The sequence below is a fragment of the Trichlorobacter sp. genome (genome assembly GCF_030247655.1).
Lineage (GTDB): Bacteria > Desulfobacterota > Desulfuromonadia > Geobacterales > Pseudopelobacteraceae > Trichlorobacter.
The window spans coordinates 1-13643 of sequence record NZ_JAOTRZ010000068.1 but is presented as its reverse complement, the minus strand read 5'-3'; the positions used below and the strand labels follow the sequence as shown (position 1 = coordinate 13643).

Genomic DNA, 13643 nt, shown 5'->3' with positions numbered 1-13643 from the left:
ATCTTGGTGCCGGTGGCCTCCATCCGCTTGGTAAGACGGCTTTCCAGGAAGTATTTTTTTGTGGTGTGAAAATACATCCCACACAGGTTGTAAATAAAATCACGTAGTAGTTCGAAGTCTTTATCAGATATGGCCACGTTACGTCCCTCTCTCGTGTTAAGCGTCTGCTCTTAGCGTGTTCCGGATGCCCCTTCGCCACCGTCAACCATGCCGACCGGGTCAACAATCAGAGCAACCCGACCATCACCCAGGATGGTTGAACCGGCAATACCGGTAACATTGGCCAGATACTTGCCTAGTGACTTGATGGCGACTTCCTGTTGTCCCACCAGGCGGGTTACCACCAGGCCAACCCGTTTGTCGGCAGAGCCGATCACAACGATGTAGCAGAAGTTGTCCTGCTCATGGCAGCGCTTGACGTTGAAGACCTGTTCCAGGCGTACCAGCGGTAGCACCATGTCGCGCAGTTTCAACACTTCCTGGCCACCAATGACGTGGAATTCACGCTGGTCAACCCGGAGGGTCTCAAGCACCGAGGCCAATGGGATGGAGTAGATCTCTCCCTCGACCTCTACCAGCAGTGACTGAATGATGGCCAGGGTCAGGGGCAGGCGCAGGATGAATTCTGATCCCATCCCTTTTTCGCTCTTGATCTCGATCAGGCCGTTCAATTTTTTAATGTTGGTCTTGACCACATCCATACCAACGCCACGGCCTGAAAGATCCGAGGCCTGATCTTTTGTGGAAAAGCCGGGCAGGAAGATCAGGTCAAACATCTCGCGCTGGCTCATGGCTGCCAGCTGGTCCTCGGTGATCAACCCTTTTTCAATAGCCTTACGACCGACCCGGTCAGTATCAATGCCGCGTCCATCGTCCTTAATGCTGATGATGATGGAGTTGCCTTCGTGGACTGCGGCCAGAATCAAGGTGCCGGTGCGCTGTTTGCCGGCGGCGATACGGTCGTCAGGTGTTTCAAGACCGTGATCCATGGCGTTGCGGATCAGGTGGATCAGCGGATCGCCGATCTCATCAACAACAGATCGGTCAAGTTCTGTCTCTTCACCAAAGATCTGCAGGTCTACCTCTTTGCCCAGATCGCGGGCCAGAGAGCGAACAATGCGGGGGAATTTTTTGAATACCTTTTCAACCGGAATCATCCGCATCTTAAGGACCTGCATCTGCAGTTCCGAGGTGACGAAACTCATCCGTTTGGCCAGCTTGCCAAACTCTTCACTGAACAGGATATGATCTGAGGTTCCACCCTGCAGATCCTGATTCAACTGGATCATCCGGTTACGTTCAAGTACCAGCTCTCCGACCTGATTCATCAGGTCATCAAGACGTTTGACGTCAACCCGGACCGTGGTGTTGTCGGAAAGATCATCGCCACCTTTTTCTCCCCCTTTGGGAGGAGCCGGTTTTTTGGCTGCTTCCGGAGCAGGGCGTGGCGCTGCAGGCGGCATGGCTGCTGCAGGAGGAGGCTCCTGGGCAGGTTTCTGTTCCGGCTGAGGCGCTGCGGTTTCTGTGCTGGCAGGCGAATCTTCTGATGCTACAAGGGGCGGAGTCTCTGCTGCAGGCTGAGCCGGAGCAGCAGGCTGTTCGGTAAGCAGCGGTATTAATTTGTTGATGGTTTCATTGATCTCACGATCAACAATTTCACCACCTTTAATGTCTGACACCAATGTTTTGACCAGGTCTGTGGCTTCAAGTACCACATCCATGATCTCGGAGGTCAGTTGCAACTCACCTTTGCGGAGGCGGTTCAGCACATCTTCGGTTTTATGGGTGACCCGCACCAGCAGATCAAACCCCAAAAAGCTGGAGGCGCCTTTAACCGTATGGATGGAACGGAAGATCCGGTTCATCAACTCTGGATCGTCGGAAGCCTTTTCCAGTGCAATCAGGTCATCGTCCAGCTTCTCCAGAAGCTCAGTTGTTTCTGCCAGAAATCCTTCAAGAAGTTCCTGGTCTTCGCAATCAATGGGCATTGCACACCTCGCCATACAGAGATGGAAGTGAAGGGAAACAGAACATACTTACTTACAGGTTTCCAAAAAGTTGACGTTCGTCCTGGGAAAACATCTTCTGTAAATCAAGCAGGACCAGCAGACGCTCGGCCTGATTAATGACACCTGCAATACATTCCTGATCAATACCACTGGTTACAACGGCAGGCGACGGCTGTATCTCGCTGCTGGATATACGGATAACCTCTGAAACCGCGTCCACGATAAAGCCCATCAGTTCACCTTCTACATCCATAACCATAATGCGGGTCTGTTTGTCGTACTCAAGTTCACACAGACCGAAACGGCGACGCATATTGATAATTGGAATAACCTTGCCGCGCAGGTTGATTACCCCTTCAACATAGTGGGGAGTATTGGGAACCCTGGTGATGCTGGGCATTCTTATGATTTCACGTACCTTCAGGACGTCTACGCCGTACTCTTCGTTGTCCAGGCTGAAGCTGACCAGTTGAATCAGTTCACCGTGGTCACCAGTACGTGCCTCGTTGGCATTCATCGGTACCAGGGCATTGGACATGAAAACCTCCTTCTATGTAACGTTATCAATATGTAAATATAAATGACTTGTCAGGCTGGCAGTACCCAGTTGTTGCAGGATACTGTCAGAATGCCAGTATATGTATCATGCAAGCGGTACCTGTGCAAGCGTGAGGCGTAGGGAAAGTATTTTTGTTATCAGTATTACATATTATAAAATGTTCATCAAATGAGATGGGTCAGATAATTGACATGCGAGTGATTGCGTCCTATACTTTATTCAATCAGCTCGTTAAAAGTTGTTGGTGTGAGCTATAAGGGGTTGTTATGGTTGCTAAAAGCTCGTTTTGTGTACTTGACGGTGATCGCAAGACTCGAGATCTTGTGTCAGCTTTTCTGACATATAAAGGGTATGAAACAATAGTATTTGATATTGGTGTAGATATTTTTGACACTCTTCCTGTGTGTTCACCCCGGATTCTGGTTGCTGATCAACCATCGCTGTCTGCCAGTTCTCCTGATGCCCTGCAACGGCTCTGGCAGGTTGATCCAGAGTTGGTGGCGATAGTCTATGGCCAGCCCGATGCTGCCCGTACACTGCCCCATGATGAACGGTTGATTTTTCTGCCCAAGCCGCTGAACCTTGATGAACTTGAAAGCGTTGTAATGCGGGCGCTGGAATACCAGGCCATGAAGGTACGGGCTCCGGAACAGCCGATTGATGAATACCCCCATTTTCTCTGTTCTACTATCATTGGCAGAAGTCGCCAAATGCTTAATCTGTTTGAGATGATTGAAAAGGTTGCTGAATCCAGTGCAACGGTGCTTATTCAGGGGGAATCAGGAACCGGCAAGGAACTTGCAGCCCGGGCAATACACCAGCTTTCAGACAGGAGCGGCAGAAACTTTGTGCCGGTTAACTGTGCCGCCATTCCTGATGATCTGCTGGAGAGTGAGCTGTTTGGCCATGTCAAGGGATCGTTCACCGGCGCCTACGCCAACCGGATCGGCCGGTTTGAGATGGCTGACAAGGGAACTCTGTTTCTGGATGAGATCGGCGATATGAAGGCGACCCTGCAGGTCAAGCTGCTGCGGGTGCTGCAGGCCAAGGAGTTTGAACCGGTGGGATCAACCCGTTCCCAGAAGGTGGATGTGCGGATCATTGCTGCATCCAACAAAAACCTGGATGAACAGGTGGCCACCCGTGATTTCAGGGAGGATCTCTACTACCGGCTTTCAGTAATCCCGATTACGATTCCTCCGCTGCGGGATCGGCGTGAAGATATTCCGCTTTTGATCAACCATTTTCAGGGGCAGTTTAACCGTGACCGGCGACGTCTGGTGAAGGGCTTTACTCGCGAAGCCCTGGAGATGCTCTGTAACTACGATTGGCCCGGCAATGTGCGGGAGCTTGAAAATCTGGTGGAGCGGATGATCACCATGAAGGAAAGCGGGTTTATTACAGTGGATGATCTGCCGGAAAAATATCTGGCGTCCCGTCCGGTGGTACAGCAGCCAATGCCGGTTTCAGGTGTAGTCAACGCAGGAAAAGAGCTGCCTCTAGATGGTATCTGTCTGAACAGTGCGGTTGATTCTTTTGAAAACGGACTGATTATGCAGGCCTTGCAACGCACTGGCGGTAACAAGAAAGAAGCTGCGTCCCTCTTGAACCTGAAGCGTACTACCCTGATTGAGAAGTTGAAAAAGAAAAATCTGCAGTTCCCCTGAGCGGGGAGGTACGTATGTCGATCAATGCAGCCCAGACAATGTCGTTATTACAGAGTATGCTACGGGAGCAGTCCCGCCCGGCAGCTGAGCAGGCTGTAACCACAGTCTCGTCCCGCTTTTCAGATCGATTGGATGCCGTGATTGACCGCAGCATGGTGCCTGCAGAGGCATCATCGGAGGCGGTGCAAAATGCCGCAGAATTGTTGCAACTAACCAGTTTGCGCAGTTCATTGGAACTGTTGGATGATCATCCCAATAGTGATGGTGGCATGGCGCTGCCTTTGTCTACACTTCCATCTTCCAGTCCCTCTCTGGCTTCTTCACCGATCAACGCCTATCTCTCAAACCTTGCTGATAGCACCGCTCCCCGTACAACTTCTGGTGCCAAGCAACCACTGCCGGCCTTGGAAGAGCCCGGCCCCAAGGCTCCGGAACAGGTGGAGCGTCGTTCGTCCCGGTTGTCTGACGACCTCCCGTCGGGTACCATTGAGCAGACTATAGCCAAGGCTTCACAACGCTATGGTGTTGATGCCGGATTGATCAAGGCGGTCATCAAGGCTGAGAGTAACTTTAACCCGCGGGCAGTTTCCCACGCCGGTGCCCAGGGGTTGATGCAGCTGATGCCTGCTACTGCCCGTGGACTGGGGGTCAGCAACTCCTTTGATCCAGAACAGAATGTTATGGCCGGCACCCGGTTTTTAAAAGGACTGCTGGATAGATACAGCGGTGATCTTGATTCAGCCCTGGCCGCCTATAACTGGGGGCCGGGCAATGTGGATCGCAAGCCGGACCGTCTCCCCCGTGAAACCCGTGAGTATTTGGTGAAGGTAAAACAGTATTACTCGGCATTTACTGCCTGATTGAGAGTTTCTATGCAGTGTCTGACTTCCTTGCGCTATCTCTTCCATCTCATTTGTGTTGTTATTGCTGTGGTTGTGGTTTTGAAAAGCCATCAGGTGCAGGCAGACCTGTTTCAGTACACAGACAAGGACGGCACTGTCGTCATGGTGGATGATGAGGGCAAGATTCCATCCCAGTATCGTAAAAAGGTCAAGAACAGCCGTTCAAGCAGTGGCGGGGATCGTTATACAGGGGTCACGGTACGGGGCAACAAGGTGTTGGTACCGGTAACCATCAGTTTTCGTAACGAAACCATTCAGGCTCGTCTGTTACTGGATACCGGTGCCAGTGTAACGGTCATTTCTCCACAACTGGCCAGCCGTCTTGGCATCAGGCCTGAGCACACCAGCCGAACTACCGGCAGGGTCGCGGATGGCAGTTTTATAACTGCCTATAATACGGTTGTTGACTATATGCAGGTTGGACCAAAGACCAAACATAGCGTGGAAGTCGCAGTGTTACCGATGAATGGCCCGACAATGGGATTTGATGGCCTGTTGGGGATGAACTTTCTGGGGGATTTTCGCTATCACGTAAATATGGGGAGTCAGACCATTGAGTGGGTGCAACACTGATCACAACAGATCTACCGGATCGATATCAATCGCCGCTCTGACGGTTGCCGGAAGTGACTGTTCCCTGCGGTAGGCGGTTAACAGACGTCGCAGTGCGGCCCGACTGGCGTCCTTCAAAAGAATCTGCTGACGGAAACGCCCCCGCAAGCGGTAGAGCGGTGCCGGTGCCGGTCCCAGAATCTCAACCCGCAACCCCAGTCTGTTTTTGATGCTACGCAGTACTGCTGCCGCCTGATCTGCTGCTGTTGTCAGGCTCTTTTCACTGGTGCCTGAAAGCTTTATTGCTGCCAGAAAACCATAGGGCGGATAATTCAACTCCTGTCGAAACAGTAACTCTTCCTGGTAGAACCGCTCAAAGTCATGCTCCGCAGCGTAGGCAATCCCGTAGTGGTCCGGTGTCATGGCCTGCAGCAGCACTCGCCCCGGCAGTTCTCCCCGCCCAGCCCGTCCAATCACCTGTGAAAGTACCTGAAAGGTCCGTTCTGTTGCCCTGAAGTCCGGCAGGTAGAGGCTGCCTTCTGCCTGGAGTACACCAACCAGCGTGACACCGGGAAAATCGTGTCCTTTGGCAATCATCTGGGTTCCCACCAGGATATCCACCTCACCACGTCCCACCTTGTCCAGTATCCGGGCATGGCCGCCCTTGCCAGCCGTGGTGTCACTGTCCATCCGTGCGATCCGTGCGTCCGGGAACCGTTCCAGCAGTTCATGCTCGATCCGTTCAGTGCCCACTCCCATCTCTTTCAGTTCCAGCTCGCCGCAGGCAGGGCAGATGCAGGGGGCTGGCACCTGATAATCGCAGTAATGGCAGAGACTTTTTCTGCGCTGGCGATGGTAGGTTAATGAAACGGAGCAGTTGGGGCACTGCAGGTCTGCTCCGCAGGAGGGACAAACCAACCAGCTGGCAAAACCGCGCCGGTTCAGGAACAGCAGGCTTTGTTCACCCCGCTCGAGGTTGTCTGCCAGTGCCTCGATCAGTTGGGGAGACAGCGGTGATTCGGCAGTCATGCGGGTGTTGATGATGCTGGTTGCGGGTAAGGGACGGTTAGCGACCCGTTCCGGAAGCGACAGGTAGCCCAGCTTTCCCTGCTGGGCGGCAAAGCGGGTAGTGATCAGCGGTGTGGCAGAACCAAGCAGCACGGTTGCCTGCTCCTGCTGGCCCCGTACCAGCGCCAGATCACGGGCATTGTAGCGCAGGCCATCGGACTGCTTAAAGGATGCCTCATGTTCTTCATCCACCACAATAATGCCGATCCGCTCCAGCGGGGCAAAGATGGCAGAGCGGGCGCCGATTACAATCCGTACCTCACCCCGTCGGATCCGGCGCCACTCATCGTAGCGTTCTCCATCGGAAAGGGCGCTGTGCAGCACCGCGATGCCATCGCAAAAGCGGGCGCGAAAACGTTGCACCAGTTGGGGGGTCAGGGAGATTTCCGGCACCAGCACCAGGGCGTTGTTGTCTGCAGCCAGGGTGCGGGCGATCCCCTGCAGGTAGACTTCAGTCTTGCCGCTACCGGTAATGCCATGCAGCAGAAACGGGGCAAAACGTTTGTCATCCACAGCAGTCAGGATGGTCGTCAGTGCCTGTTGCTGGTGCTGTGTCAGCGGCTTTGGCGAGTCTTTTGCCACGGTCAGGCCGGCAAACGGGTCGCGGTAAAACTCACGTTCGATCATCTGGATCAGTCTCAACTCCACCAGACGCCGCAGGTTGGGGCTGCATTCGCCAAAGCGCTGCCTGAGTTCTGCTGATGAAGTCGGCCCGGACTGGCGTAAAAAGATCAGAATATCCAGTCCTTTGCCCCTGAGCTTGGCTGGATCATCAGCCGCCAGTACGCTAAAGATACGCTCATGCCGCATTTTCTTGCCGCCGCTCACCGTTTCTCCGTCAGCGCTGCCACGGCTTTGCAGGTTAATGCCGGATGGCAGGGCGGTCTTGAGCACCTCGCCCAGGGGATGCAGGTAATACTCGGCAATCCAGCGGAAAAAGGTTAGTTCAGCCTCGGTCCAGAGCGGTTCAGGGTCTAATACCTCCAGGATTTCTTTTAACTGCTGACCTTCCGGCGGAGCACTGAAGCCGAGCACATAGGCCGTTACCTTGCGGCGGCCAAAGGAAACAAAAACCCGAATCCCCGCTTTAATCTGGTCTGCCAGGTCCGGCGGCACCCGATAATGAAAGGTTGTATCCAGAGGAAGCGGGACAGCAACTTCAACAGTGCAGTGCCGCTCACCAGGTGCTGTTTGATTTTGTTGAGTATGTTTGATCTCTGTGGTAGTCACGATGGTCGTCAGTATCTTTCAGCCATGGCGTGGTGACAAGAGGAAAGTGGTGGGGAGAGTCAGAAAACCATGAACCTGTTTCTACTTGTTTTTCTGTTGATCTATGGTGCAGTCCATACCTGGTTTGTTTTTAGGCTGTTGCAGGCCTTTCCGGTGCTGCAGAGCTGGTGGCCGTTCCCGGTTGGCTGGTGCCTGCTGATGGTGGCTGCACCGGTACTGAGTCGACTGTTGGAGCAGGCAGGGCAGACTTTTGCTGCAACTATGGCAGCTTACATCGGCTATTGCTGGATGGGGCTGCTGTTTTTGTTTGTTTCCTTGTCAGTGCTGCTGGAACTACTGCGCCTACTACACTGGTCAGCTCATTTTTTTCTGCAGCTGCCAACTATTGCACTATTGTCTCCCCGTCCCGGCTTTCTTTGCTGCTTTGGTTTGGCTTTGCTGATCAGCTGTTATGGCTGGTTTGAGGCAGGTCATATGAAGGTTGAACATCTTGCGATCACAACCTCAAAGTTGCCTAAAGGGGCTGCCAGGGTGAGGGTGGTCCAGATCTCAGACCTGCATATCGGCCTGATTGTCGGATCAAAACAGGTGCAGCAGCTTGTGGCTTCGGTAAAAATGCTGAAGCCAGATTTACTGGTCGCCACCGGTGATATTGTTGATGGTCATATCAGTCATGTTGATGGTGTTTCGCAGATGTTGCGTGAACTTCAGCCGCCGTTGGGCATGGTGGCGGTGATGGGCAACCATGAATATTATGCCGGGTTTGGATCATCCCGCAGGTTTCTGGAGCTGTCAGGCTTTCAGCTGTTGCAGGATCAAACGGTGCTGGTCGGCGAACATCTGGCCCTGGTGGGGGTGGATGATCCTGCGGCTAAACGATTTGGGGCTGTCCAAACGGTGAAGGAGACCGCTTTATTGCAAGGCGTTGCCAACGATCGGTTTGTGGTGTTGCTAAAACATCGTCCGGTGGTGGAGCAGCAAAGTATTGGCACGTTTGATCTCCAGCTTTCCGGTCATGTCCATAAAGGGCAGATATTCCCCTTTAACCTGCTAACCTGGCTTAATTTTCCGGTGCGAGCCGGGATGAATCAACTGGCAGGCGGCAGCCGCCTGTATGTCAGTCGTGGTACCGGCACCTGGGGGCCACCGATCAGGTTTCTGGCGCCGCCAGAGCTGACGGTGATTGATCTTGATCCTGACAAAAAGTAAACCGGCCTGCTCTCGTTGACAGCAGGCCGATTATGGATAGCAGCTTAAGTTTGAATCAGAACTACCAGTATTTTTTTGGCGGTTCCGTATGGCCGACCTTTTTGATTTCTCCATCAATGATCTTGAACATATCGCCACTCTCACAGGTCCAGGCATCACCTTCTTCGGGCGGGTTCGGGAAGTTGCGGTGTCCCAGAAAGACCTCTGCATCATCAATAAAGCCGAACCAGTCAAGTGATCCGGTCATCCAGATTTTTGTTTTCAGTTCCATATTAAAACAGCTCCTTGTTTAGTAAAGAATGGGCAGACTTTCCTGTAAACAGGCAGTAAATGTCAATGACTTTTTAAAACTTAAATAGTTGGTCGCAGCTTGACTTTCAGTAATGGAATGGTTACATCTTCAAAACATACCATACTAGTCTGCTTTTAACTTTCAAACAGATCGTAACAGGTGATGCCATGCCACGTTCAGGCGGGAAGAAACCGTCGTTTGCAGGACAGTACAACCGGCACCTTGAGGAGATGCGTTCGCTACTGCGCACCCTTGATCCCGGTTTGGCTGCAGAGGATGAAGGCAGCCTGAATGCTGCCATGGATATCTATGAAACAGACCAACACCTGGTGCTGGAGTTTGATTTGCCCGGTATCAGCCCTGAGAATATCAGCCTGGTTCAGCGCGGCATGGTCTGTGTGATTCAGGCGGATAAACTGTCTGATACGCCCGATGAACCGGTGCGCTATCTTTGTCTTGAACGCCATTTTGGACGGCTGCGTCGCACGGTACGGTTGCCGGATCTGGTTGATCCAGGTCATATCCGTGCTGAATATCAGTGTGGGGTCCTACGCATCATTTGTCTGAAAGGGCAGGAACATCGTATTTTGATTAAGGAGTTAACGCGTGAGCAAGTCTGATCAGGAATCAAACAATAATGAACCGGTCATCGTAACAGAAGAGGAACTGAAGATACCGGAACAGTTGCCGCTTTTGCCGATTCGCGATGTCGTGGTCTATCCCTTTATGATTATTCCGCTCTTTGTGGGGCGCGAGATGTCGATCAAGGCGGTTGATCAGGCCCTGGCCGGTGACCGGATGATCATGCTGGCCACTCAGCACGATATAGGTGATGAAGATCCCACCCCGGACAAGATCTACAATGTCGGCACGGTGGCCATGATCATGCGGATGCTGAAACTACCGGATGGTCGTGTCAAGATTCTGGTGCAGGGGCTGGTCAAGGCCAGAATAGCCGAGTTTGTCGAGTTCAAACCGTTTCATACCGTGCGGATTGAGCGTCTGGTTGAGCCAACGGCGTTGGACACCCTTGAGACTGAAGCCCTGATGCGTACCGTGCGGGAGCAGCTGACCAAGATTTCAGAGCTGGGCAAGCAGATTTCGCCAGAAGTGATGGTGATTCTGGAGAATATCTCTGACCCGGGCAGCATGGCTGACCTGATCGCCAGCAACCTTGGCCTGAAGCTGTCTGAGGCCCAGATGCTGCTGGAGATTGAAGATCCGGTCAGACGTCTGACTAAGGTGAATGATCTGCTGGCCCGTGAGCATGAGATGCTGTCGGTGCAGGCCCAGATTCAGAACGCAGCCCGGGAGGAGATGGGTAAAAACCAGAAGGAATACTACCTGCGGGAGCAGATGAAGGCGATCCAGCAGGAACTGGGGGATAACGACGGCAAGGAAGAACTGGAAGAGCTGCGTAAGTCCATTGAAGCGGCCAAGATGCCGGAGGCGGTCCAGAAAGAGGCTCTTAAGCAACTGGGACGGCTGGAACGGATGCATGGAGATTCCGGCGAAGCCGGTGTCATCCGCACCTATCTGGATTGGTTGATTGATATCCCCTGGTCAAAGACAACCCGTGATTCACTGGACATTATCCGGGCCAAGAAGATACTGGATGAGGACCATTCTTATCTGGATAAGGTAAAAGAGCGGATATTGGAATTCCTGGCTGTCCGCAAACTGAATAAGAAGATGAAAGGGCCGATCCTCTGTTTTGTGGGGCCTCCCGGTGTGGGTAAGACCTCGCTGGGTAAATCCATTGCCCGTGCCCTGAACCGCAAATTTGTACGTATCTCCCTGGGTGGGGTGCGTGATGAGGCTGAGATCCGCGGCCATCGCCGTACCTATCTGGGGGCGCTGCCAGGCCGGATTATTCAAGGGCTGAAGCAGGCCGGTACCAAGAACCCGGTCTTTATGCTGGATGAACTGGACAAGCTGGGCTATGACTATAAGGGTGACCCCTCGGCTGCACTGCTGGAGGTGCTTGATCCCCAGCAGAACAATGCCTTCTCCGATCACTATGTCAATCTGCCCTATGATCTGTCCAACGTGTTATTTGTGGCCACCGCCAACCACAGCGATCCGATCCCCTCGGCCTTGTACGACCGGATGGAGGTGATTAACCTTGCTGGATACACTGAAGAGGAGAAGCTGGATATCGCCACCCGCTACCTGGTGCCGCGTCAGTTGAAGGATAATGGTCTCAAGGCCAAACATATCGTGTTTGAGCAGGAGGCGCTCAAGGAAATTATTGCCAAGTATACCCGTGAGGCTGGCCTGCGTAACCTGGAGCGGGAGATCGGCAATGTCTGCCGTAAGGTGGCCCGCAAGATTGCCGAAGGGCAGAAACGCCAGATCAAGATCACCCCGGCCATGGTGGCTACTCTGCTGGGAGCAGCAAAGTACCTGCGGGATGATGAGATGGATAAAAACGAAATCGGCGTGGTTAGCGGTCTGGCCTGGACCTCGGTGGGCGGCGAAGTGTTGCATATTGAGGCCACCACTATGTCGGGCAAGGGTGGCATGGCGCTGACCGGCCAGCTGGGCGATGTCATGAAAGAATCCGTCCAGGCAGCCCTGGCCTATATCCGCTCCCATGGTGATGACTTCCATATCAAACCGGAATGGTTTCAGGAAAATGAAATCCACGTCCATGTACCGGCAGGTGCAGTGCCCAAGGATGGCCCTTCAGCAGGTTGCGCCATGGTAACCGCTTTGGTCTCGGTTCTGACCAGGGTGCCGGTGCGCAAGGATGTGGCCATGACCGGTGAGTTTTCGCTGCGTGGCAAGGTGATGCCGATCGGTGGCCTGAAAGAGAAGATCCTGGCCGCGGTGCGGGCCGGTATGAAAACGGTCATCATCCCTGAGCAGAATAAGAAGGACCTTGAGGATATCCCGAAAGAGATGCAGAAGAAGGTTAAAATAGTGCCGGTGAAAGAGATAGATGAAGTACTGAAACTGGCCCTTGAGAAGTTTCCTATTCCAGCCCCCAAGGGCAAAGCAAAGCCCGCTACGCCCAAGGTTGTGGTCAGGCCGAGTAAAGAAATTTCGGCGTAATGGGCGTGGCTGACACGGGAAAACATACTCCCGTAGCGGTTAAGCCGTTGCGAGCACTGCGTGGTGTTGTATCAGCTACAATATCTGGCAATATTTCCGTTGAACGCAGACAGGCAAAGCTTGCTGTAGCTGATCGGGTCACGGAAGAGACGGGATAATTAGTGTGTCCAAGGATGGTAGATACGGGGCATGGTGCAGGAGCATCATGCCCCGTGCTTTAGGTGCAGGAATATATTGCGCTGTTCTTAGTAATGATATATTTTTTTGTAAAAATGATATCTTTTGATTGGGGGATACCATGGCTAGAACCGTTTTAAATATTGATGACTCGTTGTACGAACAGGCAAGAGTCTGCACAGGGCTGAAGAAAAAGGTTGATGTGGTCACCTACGCGCTTAAGCATCTGATTGAACAACGTGAGCTGGAAAAAGTGCTGGAGTTGAGAGGAAAGATTACCTGGGACGGTAACCTTGAGCAGATGCGGCAGGGACGTGATGGTTCTTGTTGATACATCTATCTGGATTGACTTTTTTCAGGCACCGGACAGCCCAACTGCCGAAATTCTTGCCAGACTAATTAGCGGCCACAATCAGGTAATGCTATGTGGTGTTGTACTGCAAGAGGTGCTGCAAGGGATACGAGGAGCACGCAACTTTGATCTGGTACAGGAACGGCTGCTCAGATTCCCGTTTGTGGATGCAGACAAGGAAACCTGGCTGCAAGCAGCCAGTCTGTATCGCGGGCTGCGTGCAAAAGGGATTACTATCCCCACAATAGATGCCACTATTGCCGCACTTACTATGCAGCATAATCTACTGCTGTTCAGCCGTGACCGTCACTTTGAAGCCATAGCGGCAGACACAACGCTCAGGTTGTACTAATGCTGAAAGGATACAGTGCATGAAATTACTCATTCATGTTGTCTTCATAACAGCTTTGCTTCTTCCGCTTTCAGCCCGTGCTGAAATAAATACCATCACCCACACCGTTCAGCAGCCGTTTGGCGGCAGCCAGTCGCCTGATGATGCACGCACTGCCGGTATTGCACGGGCCAAGCGGGAGGCCCTGGAGCGGTTTGGCACCTACATAGAAAGTTCT

The 13643-nt window shown here is 52.9% G+C and carries 13 protein-coding genes and 1 pseudogene; 9 read left to right on the top strand and 5 right to left on the bottom strand.

The window, feature by feature from the left end:
* The 3 genes and pseudogenes from OEL57_RS08055 to OEL57_RS08045 all read right to left on the bottom strand — a co-directional run.
* Window positions 1–137, bottom strand: a pseudogene (locus tag OEL57_RS08055) (protein-glutamate O-methyltransferase CheR); the annotation flags it as partial.
* Between the two features lie 33 nt (window positions 138–170).
* Window positions 171–1988 carry a chemotaxis protein CheA gene (locus tag OEL57_RS08050; RefSeq protein ID WP_300739438.1) on the bottom strand — a complete coding sequence of 606 codons (1818 nt, stop codon included), beginning with the start codon at window positions 1986–1988 and terminating at the stop codon, window positions 171–173.
* 52 nt (window positions 1989–2040) lie between these two features.
* Window positions 2041–2547: a chemotaxis protein CheW gene (locus tag OEL57_RS08045; RefSeq protein WP_300739436.1), complete on the bottom strand. Its 507-nt coding sequence runs from the start codon at window positions 2545–2547 to the stop codon at window positions 2041–2043.
* Window positions 2548–2834: 287 nt separating this feature from the next.
* Here OEL57_RS08045 and OEL57_RS08040 point away from each other — a divergent pair, with 287 nt between their 5' ends.
* Genes OEL57_RS08040 through OEL57_RS08030 form a run of 3 tightly spaced genes read left to right on the top strand, consistent with a single transcriptional unit; the run spans window position 2835 to window position 5710 of the window.
* Window positions 2835–4235: a sigma-54 interaction domain-containing protein gene (locus OEL57_RS08040; RefSeq protein WP_300739434.1), complete on the top strand. Its 1401-nt coding sequence runs from the start codon at window positions 2835–2837 to the stop codon at window positions 4233–4235.
* A 14-nt stretch (window positions 4236–4249) separates the two neighbouring features.
* A complete protein-coding gene (locus OEL57_RS08035; protein ID WP_300739432.1) occupies window positions 4250–5095 on the top strand; it encodes a lytic transglycosylase domain-containing protein in 846 nt (281 codons plus the stop codon).
* Window positions 5096–5107: 12 nt separating this feature from the next.
* Window positions 5108–5710 carry a retropepsin-like aspartic protease gene (locus OEL57_RS08030; protein WP_300739430.1) on the top strand — a complete coding sequence of 201 codons (603 nt, stop codon included), beginning with the start codon at window positions 5108–5110 and terminating at the stop codon, window positions 5708–5710.
* Here the strand turns inward: OEL57_RS08030 and priA are convergent, their stop codons facing one another.
* The gene (gene priA / locus OEL57_RS08025) at window positions 5711–7987 is read right to left on the bottom strand and encodes a replication restart helicase PriA (protein WP_300739428.1); all 2277 of its coding nucleotides are present in this window, start codon (window positions 7985–7987) and stop codon (window positions 5711–5713) included. It lies immediately after the preceding gene.
* 69 nt (window positions 7988–8056) lie between these two features.
* Here priA and OEL57_RS08020 point away from each other — a divergent pair, with 69 nt between their 5' ends.
* Window positions 8057–9196, top strand: coding sequence for a metallophosphoesterase (locus OEL57_RS08020; RefSeq protein ID WP_300739426.1), 1140 nt, complete (start codon window positions 8057–8059; stop codon window positions 9194–9196).
* 61 nt (window positions 9197–9257) lie between these two features.
* Here OEL57_RS08020 and OEL57_RS08015 read toward each other — a convergent pair whose 3' ends face one another.
* On the bottom strand, window positions 9258–9467 hold the full coding sequence (locus tag OEL57_RS08015) for a hypothetical protein (RefSeq protein ID WP_300739424.1): 210 nt from the start codon (window positions 9465–9467) through the stop codon (window positions 9258–9260).
* A gap of 188 nt (window positions 9468–9655) precedes the next feature.
* Here OEL57_RS08015 and OEL57_RS08010 point away from each other — a divergent pair, with 188 nt between their 5' ends.
* The 5 genes from OEL57_RS08010 to OEL57_RS07990 all read left to right on the top strand — a co-directional run.
* Window positions 9656–10108, top strand: a complete 453-nt coding sequence (locus tag OEL57_RS08010) for an Hsp20/alpha crystallin family protein (protein ID WP_300739422.1) — start codon at window positions 9656–9658, stop codon at window positions 10106–10108.
* A gap of 46 nt (window positions 10109–10154) precedes the next feature.
* Window positions 10155–12545, top strand: a complete 2391-nt coding sequence (gene lon / locus OEL57_RS08005; RefSeq protein ID WP_307726475.1) for an endopeptidase La — start codon at window positions 10155–10157, stop codon at window positions 12543–12545.
* A 298-nt stretch (window positions 12546–12843) separates the two neighbouring features.
* Window positions 12844–13053 carry a type II toxin-antitoxin system VapB family antitoxin gene (locus OEL57_RS08000; protein ID WP_300739417.1) on the top strand — a complete coding sequence of 70 codons (210 nt, stop codon included), beginning with the start codon at window positions 12844–12846 and terminating at the stop codon, window positions 13051–13053.
* Complete coding sequence (gene vapC, locus OEL57_RS07995; protein ID WP_300739415.1) at window positions 13040–13426, top strand: type II toxin-antitoxin system VapC family toxin; 387 nt, start codon at window positions 13040–13042, stop codon at window positions 13424–13426. Before OEL57_RS08000 ends, vapC begins: the two co-directional genes overlap by 14 nt.
* 19 nt (window positions 13427–13445) lie before the next feature.
* Window positions 13446–13643, top strand: a 198-nt coding sequence (locus tag OEL57_RS07990) for a hypothetical protein (protein WP_300739413.1), incomplete at its 3' end; no start/stop codon positions are given.